Annotated in this window: 22 protein-coding genes; 10 read left to right on the top strand and 12 right to left on the bottom strand. The window is 63.0% G+C overall.

Annotated elements, in window-relative coordinates; all coding sequences use genetic code 11:
- Positions 1-68: 68 nt before the first annotated feature.
- The 5 genes from tsaB to AO356_RS06165 all read left to right on the top strand — a co-directional run bounded on the left by tsaB (position 69) and on the right by AO356_RS06165 (position 3,801).
- A complete protein-coding gene (tsaB, locus tag AO356_RS06185) occupies positions 69-746 on the top strand; it encodes a tRNA (adenosine(37)-N6)-threonylcarbamoyltransferase complex dimerization subunit type 1 TsaB (protein WP_060739024.1) in 678 nt (225 codons plus the stop codon).
- A 316-nt stretch (positions 747-1,062) separates the two neighbouring features.
- Positions 1,063-1,371 (top strand): hypothetical protein, encoded by a 309-nt coding sequence (locus AO356_RS06180; RefSeq protein ID WP_060739023.1) that lies wholly within the window; start codon positions 1,063-1,065, stop codon positions 1,369-1,371.
- Entirely contained in the window at positions 1,371-2,231 is an 861-nt protein-coding gene (locus AO356_RS06175) for a DUF72 domain-containing protein (protein ID WP_060739022.1), read from the top strand. Before AO356_RS06180 ends, AO356_RS06175 begins: the two co-directional genes overlap by 1 nt.
- A gap of 33 nt (positions 2,232-2,264) precedes the next feature.
- On the top strand, positions 2,265-3,086 hold the full coding sequence (locus AO356_RS06170) for an isocitrate lyase/PEP mutase family protein (protein ID WP_060739021.1): 822 nt from the start codon (positions 2,265-2,267) through the stop codon (positions 3,084-3,086).
- A gap of 16 nt (positions 3,087-3,102) precedes the next feature.
- A complete protein-coding gene (locus AO356_RS06165; protein WP_060739020.1) occupies positions 3,103-3,801 on the top strand; it encodes an extensin family protein in 699 nt (232 codons plus the stop codon).
- A gap of 1 nt (position 3,802) precedes the next feature.
- Here the strand turns inward: AO356_RS06165 and AO356_RS06160 are convergent, their stop codons facing one another.
- Positions 3,803-4,423: a hypothetical protein gene (locus tag AO356_RS06160; RefSeq protein WP_060739019.1), complete on the bottom strand. Its 621-nt coding sequence runs from the start codon at positions 4,421-4,423 to the stop codon at positions 3,803-3,805.
- 91 nt (positions 4,424-4,514) lie between these two features.
- Here AO356_RS06160 and AO356_RS06155 point away from each other — a divergent pair, with 91 nt between their 5' ends.
- The gene (locus AO356_RS06155) at positions 4,515-5,297 is read left to right on the top strand and encodes a class I SAM-dependent methyltransferase (protein ID WP_060739018.1); all 783 of its coding nucleotides are present in this window, start codon (positions 4,515-4,517) and stop codon (positions 5,295-5,297) included.
- Positions 5,298-5,422: 125 nt separating this feature from the next.
- On the opposite strand, the gene AO356_RS06150 is transcribed toward AO356_RS06155, so the two are convergent.
- Positions 5,423-6,058: a TetR/AcrR family transcriptional regulator gene (locus tag AO356_RS06150; protein WP_060739017.1), complete on the bottom strand. Its 636-nt coding sequence runs from the start codon at positions 6,056-6,058 to the stop codon at positions 5,423-5,425.
- A gap of 94 nt (positions 6,059-6,152) precedes the next feature.
- Here AO356_RS06150 and AO356_RS06145 point away from each other — a divergent pair, with 94 nt between their 5' ends.
- A complete protein-coding gene (locus AO356_RS06145) occupies positions 6,153-7,253 on the top strand; it encodes an efflux RND transporter periplasmic adaptor subunit (RefSeq protein WP_060739016.1) in 1,101 nt (366 codons plus the stop codon).
- Positions 7,254-7,259: 6 nt separating this feature from the next.
- A complete protein-coding gene (locus tag AO356_RS06140; protein WP_060739015.1) occupies positions 7,260-10,325 on the top strand; it encodes an efflux RND transporter permease subunit in 3,066 nt (1,021 codons plus the stop codon).
- A 136-nt stretch (positions 10,326-10,461) separates the two neighbouring features.
- Here AO356_RS06140 and AO356_RS06135 read toward each other — a convergent pair whose 3' ends face one another.
- The 4 genes from AO356_RS06135 to plsB form a co-directional block, all read right to left on the bottom strand.
- Positions 10,462-11,151, bottom strand: a complete 690-nt coding sequence (locus tag AO356_RS06135; RefSeq protein ID WP_053118806.1) for a DUF4197 domain-containing protein — start codon at positions 11,149-11,151, stop codon at positions 10,462-10,464.
- Between the two features lie 33 nt (positions 11,152-11,184).
- Entirely contained in the window at positions 11,185-11,580 is a 396-nt protein-coding gene (locus AO356_RS06130; protein ID WP_060739014.1) for a YbaY family lipoprotein, read from the bottom strand.
- A gap of 94 nt (positions 11,581-11,674) precedes the next feature.
- Complete coding sequence (locus AO356_RS06125) at positions 11,675-12,046, bottom strand: hypothetical protein (protein ID WP_060739013.1); 372 nt, start codon at positions 12,044-12,046, stop codon at positions 11,675-11,677.
- A gap of 187 nt (positions 12,047-12,233) precedes the next feature.
- Positions 12,234-14,732, bottom strand: coding sequence for a glycerol-3-phosphate 1-O-acyltransferase PlsB (gene plsB, locus AO356_RS06120; protein WP_060739012.1), 2,499 nt, complete (start codon positions 14,730-14,732; stop codon positions 12,234-12,236).
- A gap of 234 nt (positions 14,733-14,966) precedes the next feature.
- On the opposite strand from plsB, the gene AO356_RS06115 reads away from it, so the two are divergent.
- Positions 14,967-15,176, top strand: coding sequence for a cold shock domain-containing protein (locus AO356_RS06115; RefSeq protein ID WP_003198198.1), 210 nt, complete (start codon positions 14,967-14,969; stop codon positions 15,174-15,176).
- Between the two features lie 161 nt (positions 15,177-15,337).
- Here the strand turns inward: AO356_RS06115 and AO356_RS06110 are convergent, their stop codons facing one another.
- The 3 genes from AO356_RS06110 to dapE all read right to left on the bottom strand — a co-directional run bounded on the left by AO356_RS06110 (position 15,338) and on the right by dapE (position 17,760).
- Positions 15,338-15,715: a hypothetical protein gene (locus tag AO356_RS06110; RefSeq protein WP_053182357.1), complete on the bottom strand. Its 378-nt coding sequence runs from the start codon at positions 15,713-15,715 to the stop codon at positions 15,338-15,340.
- 84 nt (positions 15,716-15,799) lie between these two features.
- Positions 15,800-16,609, bottom strand: coding sequence for a putative RNA methyltransferase (locus tag AO356_RS06105; protein WP_060739011.1), 810 nt, complete (start codon positions 16,607-16,609; stop codon positions 15,800-15,802).
- Complete coding sequence (dapE, locus tag AO356_RS06100) at positions 16,609-17,760, bottom strand: succinyl-diaminopimelate desuccinylase (RefSeq protein WP_060739010.1); 1,152 nt, start codon at positions 17,758-17,760, stop codon at positions 16,609-16,611. Before dapE ends, AO356_RS06105 begins: the two co-directional genes overlap by 1 nt.
- Positions 17,761-18,130: 370 nt before the next feature.
- On the opposite strand from dapE, the gene tcdA reads away from it, so the two are divergent.
- Complete coding sequence (gene tcdA / locus AO356_RS06095) at positions 18,131-18,949, top strand: tRNA cyclic N6-threonylcarbamoyladenosine(37) synthase TcdA (protein WP_060739009.1); 819 nt, start codon at positions 18,131-18,133, stop codon at positions 18,947-18,949.
- Between the two features lie 112 nt (positions 18,950-19,061).
- On the opposite strand, the gene AO356_RS06090 is transcribed toward tcdA, so the two are convergent.
- The 3 genes from AO356_RS06090 to dapD form a co-directional block, all read right to left on the bottom strand.
- Positions 19,062-19,466: a SufE family protein gene (locus tag AO356_RS06090; protein WP_060739008.1), complete on the bottom strand. Its 405-nt coding sequence runs from the start codon at positions 19,464-19,466 to the stop codon at positions 19,062-19,064.
- The gene (locus AO356_RS06085) at positions 19,463-20,668 is read right to left on the bottom strand and encodes an aminotransferase class V-fold PLP-dependent enzyme (protein ID WP_060739007.1); all 1,206 of its coding nucleotides are present in this window, start codon (positions 20,666-20,668) and stop codon (positions 19,463-19,465) included. The genes AO356_RS06090 and AO356_RS06085 overlap by 4 nt, the downstream gene beginning before the upstream one ends.
- 177 nt (positions 20,669-20,845) lie before the next feature.
- Positions 20,846-21,880 (bottom strand): 2,3,4,5-tetrahydropyridine-2,6-dicarboxylate N-succinyltransferase, encoded by a 1,035-nt coding sequence (dapD, locus tag AO356_RS06080; protein WP_060739006.1) that lies wholly within the window; start codon positions 21,878-21,880, stop codon positions 20,846-20,848.
- Between the last annotated feature and the right edge of the window lie 4 nt (positions 21,881-21,884).

The raw sequence follows: 21,884 nt of genomic DNA, 5'->3' as shown, positions 1-21,884 counted from the left end.
GGCCCGCTTGCGGGCCGTAGTTGTTTATACTGGCGCACTTTTTTCCCACCTGATTTACGGACACATCGATGAGCACCTTGCTGGCCCTGGACACCGCGACCGAAGCTTGCTCCGTTGCCTTGCTGCACGACGGCAAGGTCACGAGCCATTACGAGGTGATCCCGCGCCTGCATGCGCAGAAATTGTTGCCGATGATCCAGCGACTGTTGAGCGACGCCGGAACGAGCTTGCAGGCGGTGGACGCGATTGCCTTCGGGCGCGGGCCAGGGGCTTTTACTGGCGTGCGCATTGCCATCGGTGTAGTGCAGGGGCTGGCCTTTGCCCTGGAGCGGCCGGTGTTGCCGGTCTCGAACCTGGCGGTGCTGGCCCAGCGGGCGATGCGTGAGCACGGTGCCCGCCAGGTGGCGGCGGCCATCGATGCGCGTATGGACGAGGTGTACTGGGGCTGCTACTGCGAAACCGACGGCGAGATGCGCCTGGTGGGTTCTGAGGCGGTATTGCCACCCGAGGCTGCGGCGTTGCCAAGCGGGGCCGACGGTGAGTGGTTCGGCGCCGGCACCGGTTGGGGTTACGGCGAGCGCATCGCCGTCAGCCTGACCGGCCAGGACGCCACCCTGCTGCCTCACGCCGAAGACTTGCTGGCCCTGGCCCGTTTCGCCTGGGCACGGGGAGAAGCCATTCCCGCCGATGATGCGCAACCGGTGTACCTGAGGGACAAGGTGGCAACGCCCAAGTCCGAGCGGTAACTCGACAGCGACGGGTATTCAAGCGAACACCGTTGTGGCGAGGGAGCTTGCTCCCGCTGGGGCGCGAAGCGGCCCTAAAGTCTCATTCGCACCATTCTGGTCCTGGTATTGGGGCTGCTTTGCAGCCCAGCGGGAGCAAGCTCCCTCGCCACAAAGTCATTTGCGCCTCCAGAAGTCACACTCAATATTGCCAGTCGTCACTTTTTCGGCCCGTTTTTAAACCTTTTTGACTTTATGTGTTCTAGTTATCACTTGCGCATTTGCGCGGCTGCAAAAGTGCCGCTAAATTGCCATCATTGATACCGAGCATTCTGTTATGCGTATAGACGGCTTTCCATCCCAGTCCTACCCCATCAAGCGTCGGCCTCGTGCGGGTAAAGCCACTGAGCCGGAAAACTTCGATGATATCGAAGGCGACCTGGAGTTTCCGTCCGAGGAGCAACTGGCCGCTCGCGCCGCCAAAGCTTCCGCGCAACGCCTGAGCAATCTTCCTGCCCGTCAGCAAGACATGATTTATCACCGTGCGATGAGCCGCAGTGTCGCCACGGCCCTGGCGAGCTACCTGAGCACCGCCGGTTTCGTCGATTGGGATATGGAAGTGCTGGGACTCGATCTCTACATCTGATGGTCTTGCCTTACTACCTGGGCTGTCCGTCCTGGAGCGAAAACGCCTGGCGCGATTACCTTTATCCCCAGGACGCCAAAAGCACCGACTTCCTCAATCTCTATTCCCAAGTGTTCAATGCCGTGGAAGGCAATACGACCTTCTATGCCAGCCCGTCTGCGGCCACGGTCCAGCGCTGGGCCGACATCATGCCCGAGCACTTTCGTTTCACCGCCAAGTTTCCCGGTGACATCAGCCACAATGGCGATTTGCGCGAGCGCCTGACGGCCACTGAAACCTTCCTGCAATTGCTCAGCCCCCTGGGCGAGCGCGTCGCGCCGTACTGGCTGCAACTGTCCAAGGCCTTCACCCCGAACCGGTTAGCGGAACTGGCAGGGTTCATCGACGCCTTGCAGCGCCCTTTGGCCGTGGAAGTCCGTCACGATGAGTTCTTTGCCAAGGGCGACGCCGAGCGGCGCCTCAATCGGCTGTTGCTCGATCGCGGCGTCGAACGCATCTGCCTCGATCCCCGGGCCTTGTTCAGTTGCACCTCCCTTGATCCCGCGGTGCTTCACGCGCAATCGAAAAAGCCCCGCGTGCCACCCCGGCCGGCGGCGTTCACGCAATGCCCGCAAGTGCGCTTCATCGGCCATCCGGTGCTGGAAGCCAACGAGCCGTTCCTGACGCCCTGGGTGGAGAAAATCGCCGACTGGATCGAAGAGGGGCGCACGCCTTACATCTTCCTGCACACTGCCGACAACCGGCTGGCGGCCCGGCTCGCGCAACGCTTTCACGAACGTTTGATGAGTCGATTGCCTGGCTTGCCGGCCCTGCCTGCGCTATACAGAGAGCCCGCCGCCGAGCAACTGGGTTTGCTCTGAGGCCCACTTCCTCTCTGCTCAGGAGCGAACTACATGGATGCGCAAACTCGTCGAGCCCAGGCGTTCAAGGCCTTGCACGAACGCGAAGGGGCCTTTGTCATTCCCAACCCGTGGGATGCCGGCTCGGCCAAGATGCTGGCCAGCCTCGGCTTTGAAGCCTTGGCCACCACCAGTGCCGGTCATGCCTTTTCCTTGGGCCGACCCGACGGCGCGCTGGGTCTGGAGGACACGTTGGCTAACGTACGGGCGATTGTGGCGGCCACTGACCTGCCGGTGGCCGTCGACCTGGAGAACGGTTTTGCCGATGCCCCCGAGGATTGCGCGCGTAACCTGCTCCGTGCGGCGCAGGCCGGTGCGGTGGGTGGTTCGATCGAGGATGCCACGGGGCGTGAAGACAGTCCGATCTATTGCTTCGACCACGCCGTGGCGCGGGTCAAGGCCGCCGCCGAGGCCGTGCGCAGCTTGCCGTATCCCTTCCTGCTGACGGCCCGGGCGGAAAACTTCCTGCACGGCAATCTGGATCTGGACGACACCATTCGCCGCTTGAAGGCTTTCGCGGAGGCGGGGGCCGACGTGCTGTACGCCCCGGGGCTGAGCAGCGCCGGGCAAGTGCTCGCAGTGGTGCAGGCCGTGGCACCGAAACCGGTGAATGTACTGATGTCCGGGGCGCTGGACCTGACCGTCGCGCAGTTGAGCGAGTTGGGCGTCAAGCGCATCAGCGTCGGGTCGGCGCTGGCCCTGGCCGCGTATGGCGAGTTCTTCCGCGCCGCCGAGGAAATCCAGGAGCAGGGCACGTTCACCTTCACGCGCCGCTCGATGCCGTTCAAGCAGGCCAACCAATTATTCAAGGGTTGATGCCCGAGGCATTGTCGTGCGGTTTTTGAAAGCTCTTGCGATCGTAGCACTGCTCGTTGGCTTTGCCGTGCTGGCGGTATGGCGTGGCTGGGTGGCGCTGCCGCCCCAATGGAATCCCTGGGCGCCCTTGGACGTCAATCTCGCGCCCAACCTGCTGACCCGCTTCAAACTCATGGCCCTGCGCAATGATCCGCAGTTGTGTGACCAGGCCCTCGCCACCTCGGGGCTGCGCACCGCGCGCCAGGCCGACAGCGGCGCCAATACGTCGTGCCCGTTGACCAACGTGTTGAGGGTGCAGGGCGGTGAGGTGGCGCTGAGCAGCAGTTTCCTCGCCAGTTGCCCGCTGGCGGTGGCGTTCGCGCTGTTCGAGCGCCATGGGTTGCAGCCGGCGGCAGTGGCGGCCTACGGGCAGAGAGTGACGCGGGTCGATCACCTCGGCAGTTTCGCCTGCCGCAACATGTACGGTCGTGAGAGCGGTGCGCGTAGCCAGCACGCCACCGCCAGTGCGTTGGATATCGCCGGGTTTCGCCTGGCCGATGGGCGCACGATCAGCGTGCTCAGGGACTGGCCCAAGGACAATGCCGATGCGCGCTTTCTGCGTCAGGCACGGGACGGCGCCTGCGATATGTTCAGTGTGGTGTTGAGTCCGGATTACAACGCGGCGCACCGCAACCATTTTCATCTGGACGTGGGGCCATGGTGGATCTGTCGCTGATTCAGGCGGCGATGCGCAGGTTCTGCAGCACGATCGGACGCGCCCAGCGGGTGTCGAAGTCCAGTTGTTTCTGTTGCGCCACCCGTTCTTCTTCCGGGAAAGGTGGGAACGGTTTGTCCAGCAGGTCGAGTTCGAACTCGGCGATCGGCAGGTGCAATGGGCGCGGTTGTGGCGCCGGGCCTGGTTCTGGCAGCGGTTGGCCGGCGGCGAGGACGAGTGGGCGAACCCAGTTGCTTTCGAAGGTCTGCTGTTTTTGCTGGGCGGCGATTTCTTCCGGCGGGAAGGGCGGGAAGGGCTTGTCCAGCAGGTCGAGTTCGAATTCGGCGATGGGCAGGAACAGCGGTTCAGGCGGCTTGACCGGCGTGTCGGTCACTTCACAGGTGCGCTGGCTGACGATGTGCGCCAGCAGCTCGGCGCCGAGGGTCGGTTCAACAGCCTCATCGAGGGGCACTGGCTGGTAGCTGCCAGGCGCCGGTGCGTTATCACCCAGTTGATCGGCCAGGGCCCGGGCAAAAAAGTCCTGCCACAGGTGACTGACGCCGCTCAGCGCTTGGGTGTTACGCAGGCTGTAATCGCCGTAAGGGGAGATAACGCCTATCGATGTGGATTGAATGTCTGACATTTTTCTCGGTCGACGCTCAGCTCTGGCAAAATGCCGTTCACCGTTGTTATCGGCCGTTTTTGCCGATCCTTAATTTTTTGAGCATGTTTCCATGAATGAACAACCCGCGGCCTGTCGCATCCATGTCGAGGCCCTGGCCCCGGCCTTCCAACCGCAGGCCGAACACTGGGCCGAGCGGCTTGGCCTGCCTTTGCAAGGGGACGATGGCGAGTTTGCCTTGCAGGTCGGTGAGCAGGGGTTGCAATTGCAGCAGTTGGGCCCGGATGCACCCGGGCCGGTGCGCGTGGACTTCGTCGAAGGCGGTGCGGCCCATCGGCGCTTGTACGGCGGCGGCAGCGGCCAGATGATCGCCAAGGCGGTCGGCATCGCCCAGGGCGTGCGTCCGCGGGTGCTGGATGCCACGGCCGGGTTGGGCAAGGATGCGTTTGTGCTGGCCAGCCTGGGCTGCGACATGAGCCTGATCGAGCGCCAGCCGCTGATTGGTGCCTTGCTGGAGGATGGCCTGGCCCGTGGGGCGGAGGACTTCGAGGTGGCGCCGATCGTGGCGCGCATGCGTTTGCTCAAGGGCAATTCCATCGAGGTGATGCGCAACTGGGAAGGCGAACCGCCCCAGGTGATCTACCTCGACCCGATGTTCCCTCATCGTGAGAAAACCGCCCTGGTGAAGAAGGAAATGCGCCTGTTCCGCCCCCTGGTGGGCGATGACCCGGACGCCCCGGCGCTGCTCGCCGCGGCCCTGGCCCTGGCGACGCACCGGGTGGTGGTCAAGCGCCCGCGCAAAGCCCCGTGCATCGAAGGGCCGAAGCCGAGCCATGGGCTCGATGGCAAATCCAGTCGCTACGACATCTACCCGAAGAAAGCGCTCAAGCCCTGAGGCCGGGTCGCCTGCATCGCGAGCAAGCTCGCTCCCACATTGGAACTGTGGTGCACATCAAACCCTGTGGGAGCGAGCTTGCTCGCGATGAGGCCCTTCCAGCCCGCGAAAAGCTACCGGTCGAGCTACGGCCGATAAGCCCGCATGAACAACCCCACCACTTCCTGCACATGAGCCTCGGCCGCTTCCGGTTCCTGGGGTTCGCCGCAGCCAGACAACAACCGGAAATTCGCCGCGCCCTTGATCAGGCAGAAGAAATGCTCGGCGGCATTGCGCGGTTTATCGATGCTCAAGGCACCGCTCTGGTTGACCTTGGTCAGCAGCCGCTCCATGCCTGAGAGCATCCGCTGTGGGCCTGCTTCGTAGAAAATCGTCGACAAGTTCGGGTCCTGGCTGCCCAGGGCCATGATCAGTCGATGCAGGTTCAGGGATTCGTCGCTGTTGATCAATTGGTTGAACCCGCGGGCGATGTTCAACAACACCCGTTCGATCGGAACGCCGTCGGGCCATTCATAAAACAGCGGTGGCACCTGCTCTTCGCATTTGGCCATCACGGCAGCGGAAAACAGCGTCTCCTTGTCGTTGAAATGGCTATAGACCGTCAGTTTAGAAACCCCGGCCTCGGTGGCCACGGCGTCCATGCTGGTATTGGCATAACCCATGCTCAGGAACAGGCGTTTCGCCGCGTCGAGAATGGCCTGGCGCTTGGCCAGGTCCTTGGGGCGACCAGGGCCGCTGGAGGGTGACGGATTGTTCGACATTTCTTCGCTTTAATACTGGACTGGTGAGTTTGCTATTAATAACATACTCGCCAGTATAATTATTCCAAGCACCATTAGCGAAAGGTCACTCGTCATGTTCCGCTATGCCCTGCCCCTCGCCGTGCCAGTCGCCCTGGTTTTTTTATTGTCTGCGTGCGGTCATGACGAGCCGGTGCCCGTCGCCGTGCGCCCCGCCATGGTGGTCAAACCCGAGCCGTCGGCCCAGGCGATGGACAGTTACCCTGGCGAAGTGCGGGCGCGTTTCGAGCCCGACCTGGCCTTTCGCATTGGCGGCAAGGTGAGCCGGCGACTGGTGGAAGAGGGGCAGCGGGTCAAGGCCAATCAACCGTTGGCCGAGCTCGATCCCGAAGATGTGCGCCTGCAACTGGAAGCGACCCGTGCCCAGGTCGCCGCCGCCGAGGCCAACCTGAACCTGGTCCGTGCCGAGCGTGACCGCTATAAAACCTTGATGGAGCGGCAGATGGTCAGCCGCTCCCAGTACGACAACGCCGAAAACCTTTATCGTTCCGGCACCGCACGGCTCAAGCAGATCAAGGCCGAGTTCGATGTCGCCAACAACCAGGCCAGCTATTCGGTGTTGCGTGCGCCCCAGGATGGCGTGGTGGCCCGGCGTTCGGTGGAAGTCGGGCAGGTGGTCTCGGCCGGGCAAACCGTCTTCACCCTGGCCACCGACGGTGAGCGTGAGGTGCTGATCAGTCTGCCGGAACAGGGGTTTGGCCGGTTCAAGATCGGCCAGCCGGTCTCGGTCGAACTGTGGAGCCAGCCCGACCAGCGTTTCAGCGGGCGTATTCGCGAACTGTCACCCGCCGCGGACCCCAAGTCCCGTACCTTCGCCGCCCGCGTGGCCTTCACCGCCGGCAGCGTTCCGGCCGAGCTGGGCCAGAGCGCGCGGGTGTTTATCCAGACCGCCGACAAGGTGCCGCTGTCGGTGCCTTTGTCGGCCCTGACGGCTGAAAACGGCGCGACGTATGTCTGGGTGGTCAACACCAACAACACCTTGAAAAAAGTCCCGGTGCGGGTCGGTGCCTTCGGCGAAAAGACGGTGCCGGTGCTGGAAGGCCTCAGTCCCGATGACTGGGTGGTGGCTGCTGGCGTGCATGTGCTCCTCGACGGCCAGCAGGTGCGGCCAGTGGATCGCTCCAACCGCGTGGTCAACCTGACGGCCAAGGAGTAATCCGCGATGGGTTTCAATCTTTCCGAATGGGCGCTGCGTAACCGCCAGATCGTACTGTTCCTGATGTTGTTGCTGGCCATCGTCGGCGCGCTTTCCTACACCAAGCTCGGTCAGAGCGAAGACCCGCCGTTCACCTTCAAGGCCATGGTGATCCGCACCAACTGGCCAGGCGCCACGGCCGAGGAAGTTTCGCGGCAAGTCACTGAGCGCATCGAAAAGAAACTGATGGAAACCGGTGACTACGAGAAAATCGTCTCGTTCTCCCGACCCGGGGAATCCCAGGTGACCTTCATGGCCCGCGACTCCCTGCATTCGGCACAGATTCCCGAGCTGTGGTACCAGTTGCGCAAGAAGGTCGGCGATATCCGCCACACCTTGCCGCCGGGTATCCAGGGGCCGTTCTTCAACGACGAGTTCGGGACCACCTTCGGCAATATCTACGCACTGACCGGCGACGGCTTCGACTACGCCGTGCTCAAGGACTACGCCGATCGCATCCAGCTCCAGCTGCAGCGGGTCAAGGACGTGGGCAAGGTCGAGCTGCTCGGCTTGCAGGACGAGAAGATCTGGATCGAATTGTCGAACGTGAAGCTGGCGACCCTCGGCCTGCCCTTGGCCGCGGTCCAGCAGGCCCTTGAAGAGCAGAACACGGTTTCCACTGCCGGTTTCTTCGAAACTGGCAGCGAGCGCTTGCAACTGCGGGTTTCGGGGAATTTCCAGACGGTGGAAGAGATCCGCAACTTCCCGATCCGGGTCGGCGATCGTACGTTCCGCATCAGCGACCTGGCGGACGTGCGCCGTGGTTTCAACGACCCGCCCGCGCCACGCATGCGCTTCATGGGCGAGGACGCCATCGGCCTGGCCGTGGCGATGAAGGAAGGCGGGGATATCCTGATTCTGGGCAAGGCCCTTGAAGCCGACTTTGCCCGTATCCAGAACACCCTGCCGGCCGGCATGCAATTGCGCAAGGTTTCGGACCAGCCGGCGGCGGTGAAGACCGGGGTCGGTGAGTTCGTCCAAGTGCTGGTGGAAGCGCTGACGATTGTGTTGCTGGTGAGCTTCTTCTCCCTGGGGTTGCGCACCGGGATGGTGGTGGCCCTGGCGATCCCGCTGGTGCTGGCGATGACGTTCGCCGCCATGTATTACCTGGGGATCGGCCTGCACAAGATTTCCCTCGGCGCGCTGGTATTGGCCCTGGGGCTGCTGGTGGACGACGCGATCATTGCGGTGGAGATGATGGCGATCAAGATGGAGCAGGGCTTCGACCGGATCAAGGCCGCCAGCTTCGCCTGGACCAGCACCGCATTCCCGATGCTCACCGGTACGTTGATCACGGCGGCGGGCTTCCTGCCGATCGCCACCGCGCAATCGGGCACTGGCGAATACACCCGTTCGATTTTCCAGGTGGTGACCCTGGCGTTGCTGGCGTCCTGGGTGGCCGCCGTGGTGTTCGTGCCGTACCTGGGGGAAAAGCTCCTGCCAGACCTGGCGAAAATTCATGCGGCCAAACACGGCACGACTGACGGCCAGACCGACCCTTATGGCACGCCGTTTTATCAGCGTGTCCGGCGGATGGTGGAATGGTGCGTGCGTCGGCGCAAAACCGTCATCCTGCTGACCGTGCTGTTGTTCGTCGGCTCGGTGGTGTTGTTCCGGTTCGTGCCGCAACAGTTCTTCCCGGCATCGGGGCGGCTGGAGCTGATGGTCGACTTGAAGCTCCAGGAAGGCGCTTCCCTGAGCAATACCGCCGAGCAGGTCAAGCGCCTGGAAGCGCTGCTCAAGGACCATGCAGGCATCGACAACTATGTGGCCTACGTCGGTACCGGTTCACCGCGTTTCTATCTACCGCTGGATCAACAACTGCCGGCTTCCAGCTTTGCCCAGTTCGTGGTGCTGGCCAAGACCATCGAAGACCGCGAGCCGTTGCGCAGTTGGTTGATCACCACCCTGAACGAACAATTCCCGACCCTGCGCTCGCGGGTCACGCGCCTGGAAAACGGCCCGCCGGTCGGCTATCCGGTGCAGTTCCGCGTCACGGGTGAGCACATCGAAGAAGTCCGGGCCCTGGCGCGGAAAGTGGCGACGAAAGTCCGCGAAAACCCCTACGTGGTCAATGTGCACCTGGATTGGGAAGAACCGAGCAAGGTGGTGTACCTGAACGTCGACCAGGACCGCGCCCGGGCCCTGGGTGTCAGCACCACCGACCTGGCGAGTTTCCTGCGCAGCTCCCTCACCGGCTCCAGCGTCAGCCAGTACCGGGAAGACAACGAACTGATCGAAATCCTGCTGCGCGGTACGGTGCATGAACGCACCGAGCTGTCGTTGCTGCCGAGCCTGGCGGTGCCAACCGACAACGGCCAGAGCGTGGCCCTGTCGCAGATCGCAACCCTGGAGTACGGTTTCGAAGAGGGCGTGATCTGGCACCGCAACCGCCTGCCGAGCGTAACCGTGCGGGCTGATATCTACGGCAAGGAACAACCGGCGACCCTGGTCCAGCAGATCTTCCCGACCCTGGAGCCGATTCGTGCCGAACTGCCGGACGGTTACCTGTTGGAGGTGGGCGGTACGGTGGAGGATTCGGCCCGCGGCCAGAAATCCGTGAATGCCGGCGTGCCGTTGTTCATCGTGGTGGTGCTGACGTTGCTGATGCTGCAACTGCGCAGTTTTTCCCGCACGGCCATGGTGTTTCTCACCGCACCCCTGGGGTTGATCGGCGTCACGCTGTTCCTGTTGGTGTTCCGCCAGCCGTTCGGCTTCGTCGCCATGCTCGGCACTATCGCACTGTCGGGGATGATCATGCGTAACTCGGTGATCCTGGTGGACCAGATCGAACAGGACATCAAGGCTGGCCTGGCGCCCTGGCAGGCGATCATCGAAGCCACGGTGCGCCGCTTCCGCCCGATTGTGCTCACCGCACTGGCCGCAGTGCTGGCGATGATCCCACTGTCACGCAGCCTGTTCTTCGGGCCGATGGCGGTGGCGATCATGGGCGGCTTGATCGTGGCCACGGCGTTGACGCTGTTGTTCCTGCCGGCGTTGTATGCGGCGTGGTTCAGGGTCAAGAAAACCTGAACCGATCCAGCGACCAGCGCAGATCCAATGTGGGAGCGAGCTTGCTCGCGATAGCGGTGCAACAGCCAACAAAGATGTTGAAGCTGATACCGCTATCGCGAGCAAGCTCGCTCCCACAATGGTTTTGGGGTGGGGCTCAGAGGGTGCCGAAGACTTTCTTGGCCAAACTGGTCGCCGCCGCCGCCGGGTTCTGGCGAATGGTGGCTTCCTGCTTGCCGATCATTTCGAACAACCCATCCAGCGCCTGTTCGGTCACGTAGTTCTCGATGTTGGCGCTTTTGGCGTCCAGCACGCCGAACGTCGCGGCCTGGCCGGCGAAAGCATTGTATTTCTGGGCCAGGCCGACCTTGTCGGTGGCTTGCTTGACGATGGGCAGGAACTTGGCGCGGATCTGCTCGCGGCTGCTCTTGTTCAGGTATTGCGTGGCCGAGTCGTTGCCGCCGCTCAAGATGCCCTTGGCATCGCTCACGCTCATGTTCTTCACGGCATTGACCAGGATCGGCTGGGCCTGGACCACGGCGGCCTCGGCAGCCTGGTTCATGCTGGTTTCCAGTTGATCGACCTGTTCACCCATGCCGAAGGCCTTCATCTTGCTGGCGACTTTGCCCAGCTTGCCTGGCAGTTCGATTTTCACATCCGGGTTGTTGCTGAAGCCGCCGGGTGTGCCCAGTTGCTTGACCGCCACCTGCGCGCCTTGGGTCAAGGCGTCCTTGAGGCCGCCCGTGGCATCTTGTTGCGACAGGTCGCCCAGGGACAGGGCCATGGCATTGGCGCAGATCAACAGGCCCGCGCACAGGCCGGTGAAACGGAGGGTAGAGCGGAGCATGATGGCGTCCTTGAAAAAAGTTGGAAAAAGCAATCAGCGTGCGGCGTTGACGCGGATCTTCAACGGCTGCGGATCCTTGCCATCGAGTTGCACGGCGTGTTGTTCGGTGGTGATGAACATCAACTGGCCATCCACTTCGATGCGGGCGCTCACGGCATAACGATGGCCGGGCTTGACCTGTGCGGGATCATAACTGAGGTGGAACGGCAGCGGGACCTGGCCTTTGATCGGGCCGCTCTGTTCATCGAGCACCACCGCAGGAGCGTCGGCCAGGGAAACGTCCTGCAGGCTAACGCTCAAGGTAGCGTTGGGCGGCAGGGCGATGCGTTGCAGATAGAAGACTTCGCCGTCGAGGGACGCGGCGGGTGGTGTTGTCGATTGGCAAGCGGCCAGCAAGGCCATGGATGCGAGCAGAGCGAGTTTTTTCATGGGGAAGCACCTGGCTCGTTGACGCCAGCCACACATGGGCGTCAACGAGCATTTAGCGGATTTGCGTCCAAGCATCCCTGCGTAACGTCGCGGCTCAGGAACCGAACACGGGCGCTTGAACAGTTTCAGCCAGCGATGCTGGCGCCAGGCTCAGGGGGATGTCAACGTGTTGATCGCCGCCATCCCAGGTGAAGGCCTGTTCGGTATCAAGGAAAAGAGCGGTATCACCTTGGTACATTTGCACCTTGACCGAGAGCTTATCGCCGACGGACGCCCTCTCGGAATTGATCTGGAAGCGATATTGCCACGGCTGCTGGAGCGGCTCCCTTGGCGCCATGTTGGAGCCCTGGCCGCCACTGGTGCTGATCTGCACGCCGTCGGCATTTCGAACACTGATTTCGGCACGGCCGGTTTCCGGGAGTTCGTAGCCTGCGGGCAGTTGCAGGGTGAGGGTGATGATGTTCATGTTGAATTCCTTTTCAATACGTCGACATTGACGTGGGCTCATCCTAGAGGCCTGCTCCAAAGTTCTCTGTAGGTCTTTTCTTCGTTTGACGTCGCCTTGGCCGCTGCGCAGCGTCGGAGTACGCCTGCCGATTGACCGAAACACTCACCAGAACCGTTCCATGTTCAGGGTGAGTGATCGGCAAATGTCAAAGGTCGGGGCTGACGGCGATCTCCGCCGCATCTTCACTGCGATGCAACGCCACCTGGCGAATCGACAGGCGAATCTCCGCCGGCAGCACCCGCTTGGCCGCGCCTTCGGCCAGTTCGCCCAGCAATTCGTGGTAGCTGAGTTTGCCGGCCTCGTCGCGGCGCAGCACATCCAGGTCCAGCATCGTCTGGATGAAGTGGCGGAACAGGCTCTTGTCGAAGAATTCCGGTGCGTTCAGGCCATGGAGGATCGACAGGCGCTGGGCCATGACGGTGCAGAGATCCTCCAGTTCTTCGGCACTGACGCTGTTCTGACCGCTGTTGAGCAGCAGCGAGACGGTCATGTAGAAGCGCTGCAAGGTCTGGGCAATGCTTTTGGACAGCAGGGTCAGCAGCACGAAGTGCCGTGAACTCGGCGCCGGACGCAGGTACAGGTCGTTTTCGAAACGCAGCAGGCCCTGTTCGACAAACGCGTCGAGCCATTGGTCGACCACGCCGTCCAGCTCTGCCAGCGACCAGCGAATGAACAACTCCGATTGCAGGTACGGGTACAGCGCATGGGTGTAGCGCAGGATCTGCTCGCGGCTCATGCGCGAGCTGCTCTGGAAGAAGCTTGCCAGCAACGCCGGCAGGGCGAAGATGTGCAGCACGTTGTTGCGGTAATAGGTCATCAGCACCGCGTTCTGCTCGTCCAGGTACAGAATCTTGCCCAAGGCATCGCTCTGTTCCGACAGCAGGTCCATGCCCTTCACGTGTTCGATCAGCGCTTGGCCATCGCCTTCGGGCAGGGTGGTGTGGGGCGAGTACGGGACTTTGCGCAGCAACGCCAGGTACAGGTCAAGCACTCGCGCCATGGCGCGGTCGTCCAGGGCCAGGCGGCTGGTGGACAGCAGTGCCAGGGCGACAAGGTTGACCGGGTTGATGGCCGCGGCTTCGTTCAGGTGCCGGGCCACGCGCTCGCCGAGGCGATGGGTGGTTGCGTTGAGCCAGGCCGGTTTGAATTGCGGGCCCAGTTCCTGTTGGCGCCAACCGGGTTGTTCGCCGTCGAGAAATTCCGCCAGCTTGATCGGTTCGCCGAAGTTCACCGCCACCTGGCCGAAGCGCTGCTTGAGGGCGCCGATGACCTTGAAGATGTCGAAGATCGATTCTTTCTTCTTGCTGGCCCCGCGCAGTTCGCCCAGGTAGGTGCGGCCTTCCAGCACCCGCTCATAACCGATGTAGACCGGCACGAACACGATGGGCATGCGCGACGAGCGCAGGAAGCTGCGCAGGGTGATGGCGAGCATGCCGGTCTTGGGTTGCAGCATGCGCCCGGTGCGCGAGCGACCGCCCTCGACGAAGTACTCCACCGGGAAACCCTTGGTGAACAGCGTGTGCAGGTATTCGTTGAACACCGCGGTGTAGAGCGGGTTGCCCTTGAAGGTGCGGCGCATGAAGAACGCCCCGCCTCGGCGCAGCAGGCCACCGATGACCGGCATGTTGAGGTTGATGCCGGCGGCGATGTGCGGTGGCGTCAGGCCGTTGCGAAACAGCAGGTACGACAGCAGCAGGTAGTCGATGTGGCTGCGGTGGCACGGCACATAGATGACTTCGTGGCCCTGGGCGACGTTCTGCACGCCTTCGATGTGGTTGACCTTGATGCCATCGTAGATCTTGTTCCAGAACCAGCTCAGCACCACCTCCAGGAAACGGATCGCGGTGTAGGTGTAGTCCGAGGCGATCTCGTTGCCGTAGCGCAGGGCCTGGGCCTTGGCTTTTTCCGGGGAGATCTTTTCCCGTTCGGCTTCCTCGGCGATCGCCTGCTTGACCAGCGGCTGGTTCAACAGGCCCTTGACCAGGTTGCGTCGGTGGGAGATGTCGGGGCCGATGACCGCCGCTTTCAAGTTGCGAAAGTGCACCCGCAGGATCCGCTGGGCCATGCGCACGGTGCGTTCGTGGCCCTTGTCGTGTTCGATCAGTTCGCGCAGGTGGATCGGTGCGGAGAATTGCACGCGGGTCTTGCGCCCCAGGATCATGATGCTCAACAGGCGGCGCAAGCGCCCGGTGACGGCCCAGCTGTCGGCGAACAACAGCTTCCAGGGGCTGGATTCGCTGTCGGGCGACTGGCCCCAGAACACGCTGACCGGGATGATTTGCGCGTCTTCGGCGGCATTGTGGGTCAGGGCGTCGACCAATCGGGTCAAGGTAGGCGGCGCACCGCGCTTGTCCTGGCGCCCGATCCAGTCCGGCGCCGGCGTCAGGTAGAAAAACGCCGCTGGCTCCAGCAGGTTACCCACCGAGACCGGCAGCACCGGACGGGGCAGGCCGGCCTTGGTGCATTCGGTGTCGAGCACCGCCAGGTCGGTGAGCGAAGGGTCTTGCAGGACGTAGAACACCGGACGACTGCGGTCGAGGTTGAGGGTAAAGGACGACTGGTTGATGGTCTCGGAGCGAACCCAGAGGTACAACAGTCGGCGCAGGGTGCCAAACACAAGACGGCGGAACGGGGAGCGGGTCATACGGCTTCTGCATGAGTGGATAAAACCGAGCGGCTGCTCGGGCCCGCTAGTGTGCCGGATTCATCGAAAATCGGCAAAAAAGCGCCGAAGTAAAGTCAGTTGAGAGTTTTTCCGTGTGTCATATACTCGGCAGGTTACCGCCCCGGCCTCCCATGGACGGCCAGACGGTGGTGAAAGTTCGTACGGCTTTCCATCGAAAAGTCGACTTATAAGATAAAAATGGGAGTGAGCATCATGGCAGCACGGGAAACCGGCAGTGTGAAGTGGTTCAACGACGCCAAGGGGTACGGCTTCATCCAACGCGAAGGCGGGGCGGATGTGTTCGTGCATTACCGCGCCATCCGCGGTGAAGGCCACCGTTCCCTGACCGAAGGCCAGCAGGTCGAGTACGCGGTCGTGGAAGGGCAGAAGGGCTTGCAGGCTGAGGATGTGGTGGGGTTGTAAACCCACTTGAAGCCATAGTAGATCCCCTGTGGGAGCAAAGCTTGCTCGCGATAGTGGCAGGTCAGCTTGCATCAATGTTGAATGTACCTCAGCCATCGCGAGCAAGCTTTGCTCCCACAGTGCTCCCACGCATTGGGTCTAGGCCGGGCCTGAGACGGGTGTCACGCCGTCTTCCAGGTAATCTCTTCTTCCCCATCGGCGCTGATGCGAATCCAGCGGTCCGCCGATTCTTCCCCTTCTTCCTCCACCCATGACCCAGGCGCGCAGCGCACTTCGACGTTCAGTGCGGCGAAGGCGGCGCGGGCGCAGGCGATGTCGTCTTCCCACGGGGTCTGGTCGCTTTCCAGGTACAGGCTGTTCCATTTGCCCACGGCCTTGGGCAGCCAGGTCACTGGGATGCTGCCGGCCTTGCACTTGTAGGTCTGGCCTTTCTGTACCCAGTCACTGCACGGGCCCAGGGCCTGGCCGAGCCAGGCGGCGATGGCCTTGTGGTCGACGTCGGCGTCTTTGAGGTAAATCTCGATATCGGGTTGGCGCATGGATGTCCTCGCTGCGGTCTTGAAAAATCCATTCGCGGATTTAACTGGCCCCGAACGGTTGCCCGGGGCCCGGAATCAAAAAGGTTATTGAAGAACGAAATAATCGTAGCGCATCGACACCGTGACCTCGAATGGCTCGGCCTGCTCGATCACGCTGGCGCGGCGTTCGGCGCTGGCGCGCCAACCGTGGGGCGTCATGGCCAGCAGGTTGGCGCGATCCTGGCCATTGTCGAGGGTCAGCTTGAATTCGAGGGTTTCGCTGTGATCCAGCACCATGCCCGACGGCACCAGGGCCAGGTGCTTGTCGTCGGTGTAGGCGCGTACTTCGTCGTACAGGCGCTCGCGCAACTCCATCAGGTGGCCGGCGGTGGGGCCGACCTTCATCAGGCCGCCGCCGGGGCTGAGCAGGCGCTTGGCCTCTTGCCAGTCCAGCGGGCTGAACACGCTGGCCAGGAACTGGCAGCAACCGTCCGCCAACGGCACTCGGGCCATGCTGGCGATCAACCAGGTCAGTTGCGGGTTGCGTTTGCAGGCGCGCTTGACCGCCTCGCGGGAAATGTCCAGGGCATAGCCATCGGCCTGGGGCAACGCCTCGGCGATCTGTGCGGTGTAGTAACCCTCGCCGCAGCCGATGTCCAGCCAGCGCCCGGGTGTGCGCTCGGCGGCCAGTTCCGCCAGGCGCCGGGCGACCGGGGCGTAGTGCCCGGCGTTGAGAAAGTCGCGGCGGGCTTCGACCATCGCCTGGTTGTCACCGGGGTCGCGGCTGTTCTTGTGCTGCACCGGCAGCAGGTTCAGGTAACCCTGCCGCGCGCGGTCGAAGCGGTGACCGGCGGGGCACACCACGCCGTTGTCCACCGCGTTCAGCGGTTCACTGCAGATCGGGCAGGCGAGCATCAGGCGAGCAACTTGATCAGCGTCTTGTAGTAGATCTCGGTCAGCACGTCGAGATCGGCGGCCAGCACGCGCTCGTTGACCTGGTGGATGGTCGCGTTGACCGGCCCGAGTTCCACGACTTGCGTGCCCATGGTGGCGATGAAGCGACCGTCGGACGTGCCGCCGCTGGTGGACGCCTGGGTCTCGCGCCCGGTGACATCCCGGATGCTCGACGACACCGCATCGAGCAGTGCGCCCGGTTCGGTGAGGAACGGCAGGCCGGACAAGGCCCAGTCGATGTGCCAGTCCAGTTGATGCTTGTCGAGGATGGCGGCGACGCGCTGTTGCAGGCCTTCGACGGTGGACTCGGTGGAGAAGCGGAAGTTGAAGACCGCTTCCAGGTCTCCGGGGATCACGTTGGTCGCGCCGGTGCCGGAATTGAGATTGGAGATCTGGAAACTGGTCGGCGGGAAGAAGTCGTTGCCGTGGTCCCAATGCTCGGCGGCCAATTCGGCCAAGGCGGGCGCGGCCAGGTGGATCGGGTTCTTCGCCAGGTGTGGATAAGCCACGTGGCCTTGCTTGCCGCGCACGGTCAGTTTTGCGCCGAGGGAGCCGCGCCGGCCGTTCTTGACCACATCGCCCACCAAGGTGGTGCTCGACGGCTCGCCGACGATGCACCAGTCCAGTCGTTCCTGGCGGGCCTTGAGGCGTTCGACCACGGCTTTGGTGCCGTGGTGGGCCGGGCCTTCTTCATCGCTGGTGATCAGGAAGGTCAGCGAGCCCTTGTGGTCCGGGTAGTCGGCGACGAACCGTTCGGCCGCCACGACCATCGCCGCCAGGCTGCCTTTCATGTCTGCCGCGCCACGGCCGCAGAGCATGCCCTGTTCGTCGATGACCGCATCGAACGGGTCGAGCTGCCAGGCCTTTACCGGACCGGTCGGCACCACATCGGTGTGCCCGGCGAAACACAGCACCGGGCCGTCATGCTTGCCATGGCTGGCCCAGAAGTTATCCACATCCTCGATGCGCATCGGCTCGAGCGTGAAGCCCGCGTTGCCCAGGCGCTGCATCATCAGTTTCTGGCAATCGGCATCCACGGGCGTCACGGACGGACGGCGGATCAGGTCGCAGGCGAGTTGCAGGGTCGGCGAGAGGTCGGCGTGGGCCGTCATGGAAAACTCCGGAAACATGGAAAGGAGACACGGATCTCTGTGGGAGCGGGCTTGCTCGCGAAGCTTTTAGCGTCAGTGATGACGCCTTCGCGAGCAAGCCCGCTCCCACAGGTCCTGAGTTCGGCCGTGGATTGTATTTGGCCAAGGCTCGTAAAATGGCGGTTATCTTATAGCAAAACGACCACCATGGGCCCCTGGTGCGGGACAGGTGGAACACAAAACCTGTGGGAGCGAGCTTGCTCGCGATGGCGGTGGATCAGTCGATACTTTACTGACTGGACTGACGCCATCGCGAGCAAGCTCGCTCCCACAGAGGTTTTGCTTAAATTGCCGAGACAAAGCCCTATAATGCGCGCCGGTTTTTGGGGTAATGGTCATGAGTACAGAAGATCCACGGTTTGCCGGCATCGCCCGTTTGTATGGCATTGAGGGCCTGGAACGCCTGCGGGCGGCCCATGTGGCGATCGTCGGCGTCGGTGGTGTCGGTTCCTGGGCGGCGGAAGCCATCGCCCGTTGCGGCGTGGGCGAGATCTCGCTGTTCGACCTGGACGATGTCTGTGTCAGCAACGCCAACCGCCAGTTGCACGCCCTGGACAGCACCGTCGGCAAACCCAAGGTCGAAGTGATGGCCGAGCGGCTGCGGGGGATCAACCCCGACTGCACGGTGCACGCGGTGGCGGACTTCGTCACCCGCGACACCATGGCCGAGTACATCACGCCGAACATCGACTGCGTGATCGACTGCATCGACAGCGTCAACGCCAAGGCTGCGCTGATCGCCTGGTGCAAGCGCCGCAAGATCCAGATCATCACCACCGGCGGCGCGGGCGGGCAGATCGACCCGACGCTGATCCAGATTTGCGACCTCAACCGTACGTTCAACGATCCACTGGCCTCCAAGGTGCGCTCCACCTTGCGCCGCGACTACGGTTTCTCCCGCACCGTGACCCGCCACTACAGCGTGCCCTGCGTATTCTCCACCGAGCAACTGCGCTATCCGAAGCCGGACGGCAGCATTTGCTTGCAGAAGAGTTTTGTCGGCGACGGCGTCAAGCTCGACTGCGCCGGTGGGTTTGGTGCGGTGATGATGGTCACGGCGACGTTTGGCATGGTCGCGGCGACCAAGGCTGTGGATAAGATCGTGGCGGGTGTGCGACGACCGGCTGACAGGGCCAAGCCTCAGGTTTGAGGGGGGCTGATGGCCTCATCGCGAGCAAGCTCGCTCCCACATGGGATCGGGCTGAATGCAGTATTTGCGTACACCAAATCCCCTGTGGGAGCGAGCTTGCTCGCGATGGCGGTTACTGAGTCAACTCAAACATCCGCTGCAACACCGCATTCAAGCCATTGCTGCGCGACGGCGACAGTTGCCGCGACAATCCCAGTTGGTTGAACCAATCCGGCAGATCCACCTGCTGCAATGCCTCGGCGGACAGCCCGTTGACCCGCGCCAGCAGCAACGCCACCAACCCGCGGATCAACCGCGCATCGCTGCTGGCGGAAAACTGCCAGTGCCCGTCGTGCAAGCGACCCACCAACCACACCTGGCTTTCACAGCCGTGGACGAGGTTGGCCTCGCACTTGTCCGCGTCGCTCAGGGGCGGCAGACGCTCGCCCCATTGCATCAGTAGCCGGGCCCGTTGCTCCCAGCCTGACGCGTCCCGGAAGATCTGCAGCGCCGTGGCGGCATCGGCTGGCAGGTTCATCGCAACATCTCCAAGGCTTGGTCGAGGGCTTCGAAGAACCGTTCGATGTCGGCGGAATCGTTGTACAACGCCAACGACACGCGGATCGCCCCGGACAGCTGCAAATGCTTGAACAGCGGCATCGCGCAGTGATGCCCGGCGCGCACGGCAATGCCTTGCTCGGTCAGCAGGTGCGCCAGGTCGGCGTTGTGGATGCCTTCGACCACGAAACTGACCAGGGCCAGGCGCGGGTTGCCCAGCAGGCGAATGCCGTTGCGGGCCTGCAGGCCATGGCGCAGGTAGTCGTGCAGTGCCGCCTCATGGTCGATGACCGCTTGCGGATCGAGGGCGGACAGGTAGTCCAGGGTCGCGCCCAACCCGATCACACTGGCAATCGGCGGCGTGCCGGCTTCGAAGCCCAGCGGCGCCGGACGGAAGGTGGCGCTGTGGTAATCGGCCTGTTGCACCATTTCGCCGCCGAACTGCCAATGGCGCAGCTTGCCGAGGGCTTCGGTACGGCCGAACAGCACGCCCAGCCCGTCGGGGCCATAGAGTTTGTGGCTGGAAAACACGTAAAAGTCGCAGCCCAGCGCTTCCACGTCGTGGCGGCCATGGACCACGCCTTGGGCGCCGTCGATCACCGTCAGCGCGCTGTGGGCCTTGGCCAGCGCCAGCAGCGCCGGCACGGGTTGCCAAGCCCCCAGCACATTGGATAACTGGCTCACCGCCAGCAAACGCGTACGGGGGCCGATCAGTTCGGCGGCGGCGCCAGGGTCGATCACCCCGTCGGCATCCAGTGGCAACACCACCAGGGTCAACGAACGACGCTCGGCCAACTGCTGCCACGGCAGCAGGTTGGCGTGGTGTTCCAGGGCGCTGATGACGATCTCATCGCCCGGGTTGAATAAATGTTCCAGCCCGTAGGCCAGCAGATTCAGCGCCGAAGTGGCGCCGTGGGTGAAGACCACTTGCCCGCAGTTTCCGGCATTGAGCCATTGCGAGGCCTTGAGGCGGCTGTCCTCGAACGCCTGGGTGGCATGGGCGCCCGGCAAATGTTGCGCCCGGTGCACGTTGGCCGCGCCGTTGGCGTAGTAATGCGTCAGGGCATCCAATAGGGCTTGGGGTTTTTGCGTGGTGGCGGCGCTGTCCAGGTAGGTCTGGCCTTGCCGTTGCAGGGCGGCGATGGCCGGGAAATCGGCACGCCAGGGGGATTGGATCAACATGCTTTCGGGCCCTGCTGGAATGACGCCGGACCCTGTGGGAGCGGGGCTTTTTTTGTGTGGGAGCCGAGCTTGCTCGCGATGGTCGCGACACGGTTTAACTGCAAGACCGCGTCATCGTTCATCGCGAGCAAGCTCGGCTCCCACAAAGGCCCGCCCCCACAGGTGGTGGTGTGAAGCTTAGTTGTGGGCGTGCAGTGCTTCGTTCAGCTCGATGGCCGACTTATGCGTCTTGCATTCCACTGCGCCGGTCTCGGAATTGCGACGGAACAACAGGTCGGGCTGGCCGGCCAGGTCGCGGGCCTTGACCACTTTCACCAATTGGTTGTTTTCGTCCAGCAGGGCGACCTTGGTGCCGGCGGTCACGTACAGGCCCGACTCCACGGTGTTGCGGTCGCCCAGCGGGATGCCGATGCCGGCGTTGGCGCCGATCAGGCAGCCTTCGCCGACCTTGATCACGATGTTGCCGCCGCCCGACAGGGTGCCCATGGTGGAGCAACCGCCGCCCAGGTCCGAACCCTTGCCGACGAACACGCCCGCCGAGACACGGCCTTCGATCATGCCCGGGCCTTCGGTGCCGGCGTTGAAGTTGACGAAACCTTCGTGCATGACCGTGGTGCCTTCGCCCACGTAGGCGCCCAGGCGGATCCGCGCGGCGTCGGCGATGCGCACGCCGGCCGGGACCACGTAGTCGGTCATTTTCGGGAACTTGTCCACCGAGAACACTTCCAGCAGTTCGCCACGCAGGCGGGCTTCGAGCTGGTGCTCGGCCAGTTCGGCCAGGTCGATCGCGCCCTGGCTGGTCCAGGCCACGTTCGGCAGCAGCGGGAAAATGCCGGCCAGGTTCAGACCGTGGGGCTTGACCAGGCGATGGGACAGCAGGTGCAGCTTGAGGTAGGCCTCAGGGGTGGAGCTCAGTTGGGCATCTTCGGCCAGCAGGGTGGCGACCAGGGGCTTGTGGCTTTCAGCCAGGCGGGTCAGCAGGGCAGCTTGTGCGGCATCGACGCCCTTGAGGGCTTCAGCCAGTTGCGAGGCCTGGGCGGTGGTGAAGGTGATGGCCTGGTTGCCTTCGCTGTAGCCGAGGATCGGCGCGATGGCTTTGACGACGTCGGCTGACGGGTTGAGCAGCGGCTGTGCGTAGAACACTTCCAGCCAGGCGCCTTGACGGTTTTGAGTGCCGACGCCGAAGGCCAGGCTGAACAGGGTAGTGGACATGAAA

It is taken from the genome of Pseudomonas fluorescens, assembly GCF_001307275.1.
GTDB classification, from domain to species: domain Bacteria; phylum Pseudomonadota; class Gammaproteobacteria; order Pseudomonadales; family Pseudomonadaceae; genus Aquipseudomonas; species Aquipseudomonas fluorescens_AA.
This window is presented reverse-complemented; position numbering and strand designations above follow the sequence as displayed.

Coding starts and splice junctions, on each gene's coding strand:
- tsaB (WP_060739024.1), top strand. CDS start 69: ATGAGCACCTTGCTGGCCCTGGACACCGCGACCGAAGCTTGCTCCGTT.
- AO356_RS06180 (WP_060739023.1), top strand. CDS start 1,063: ATGCGTATAGACGGCTTTCCATCCCAGTCCTACCCCATCAAGCGTCGG.
- AO356_RS06175 (WP_060739022.1), top strand. CDS start 1,371: ATGGTCTTGCCTTACTACCTGGGCTGTCCGTCCTGGAGCGAAAACGCC.
- AO356_RS06170 (WP_060739021.1), top strand. CDS start 2,265: ATGGATGCGCAAACTCGTCGAGCCCAGGCGTTCAAGGCCTTGCACGAA.
- AO356_RS06160 (WP_060739019.1), bottom strand. CDS start 4,423: ATGTCAGACATTCAATCCACATCGATAGGCGTTATCTCCCCTTACGGC.
- AO356_RS06155 (WP_060739018.1), top strand. CDS start 4,515: ATGAATGAACAACCCGCGGCCTGTCGCATCCATGTCGAGGCCCTGGCC.
- AO356_RS06150 (WP_060739017.1), bottom strand. CDS start 6,058: ATGTCGAACAATCCGTCACCCTCCAGCGGCCCTGGTCGCCCCAAGGAC.
- AO356_RS06145 (WP_060739016.1), top strand. CDS start 6,153: ATGTTCCGCTATGCCCTGCCCCTCGCCGTGCCAGTCGCCCTGGTTTTT.
- AO356_RS06140 (WP_060739015.1), top strand. CDS start 7,260: ATGGGTTTCAATCTTTCCGAATGGGCGCTGCGTAACCGCCAGATCGTA.
- AO356_RS06135 (WP_053118806.1), bottom strand. CDS start 11,151: ATGCTCCGCTCTACCCTCCGTTTCACCGGCCTGTGCGCGGGCCTGTTG.
- AO356_RS06130 (WP_060739014.1), bottom strand. CDS start 11,580: ATGAAAAAACTCGCTCTGCTCGCATCCATGGCCTTGCTGGCCGCTTGC.
- AO356_RS06125 (WP_060739013.1), bottom strand. CDS start 12,046: ATGAACATCATCACCCTCACCCTGCAACTGCCCGCAGGCTACGAACTC.
- plsB (WP_060739012.1), bottom strand. CDS start 14,732: ATGACCCGCTCCCCGTTCCGCCGTCTTGTGTTTGGCACCCTGCGCCGA.
- AO356_RS06115 (WP_003198198.1), top strand. CDS start 14,967: ATGGCAGCACGGGAAACCGGCAGTGTGAAGTGGTTCAACGACGCCAAG.
- AO356_RS06110 (WP_053182357.1), bottom strand. CDS start 15,715: ATGCGCCAACCCGATATCGAGATTTACCTCAAAGACGCCGACGTCGAC.
- AO356_RS06105 (WP_060739011.1), bottom strand. CDS start 16,609: ATGCTCGCCTGCCCGATCTGCAGTGAACCGCTGAACGCGGTGGACAAC.
- dapE (WP_060739010.1), bottom strand. CDS start 17,760: ATGACGGCCCACGCCGACCTCTCGCCGACCCTGCAACTCGCCTGCGAC.
- tcdA (WP_060739009.1), top strand. CDS start 18,131: ATGGTCATGAGTACAGAAGATCCACGGTTTGCCGGCATCGCCCGTTTG.
- AO356_RS06090 (WP_060739008.1), bottom strand. CDS start 19,466: ATGAACCTGCCAGCCGATGCCGCCACGGCGCTGCAGATCTTCCGGGAC.
- AO356_RS06085 (WP_060739007.1), bottom strand. CDS start 20,668: ATGTTGATCCAATCCCCCTGGCGTGCCGATTTCCCGGCCATCGCCGCC.
- dapD (WP_060739006.1), bottom strand. CDS start 21,880: ATGTCCACTACCCTGTTCAGCCTGGCCTTCGGCGTCGGCACTCAAAAC.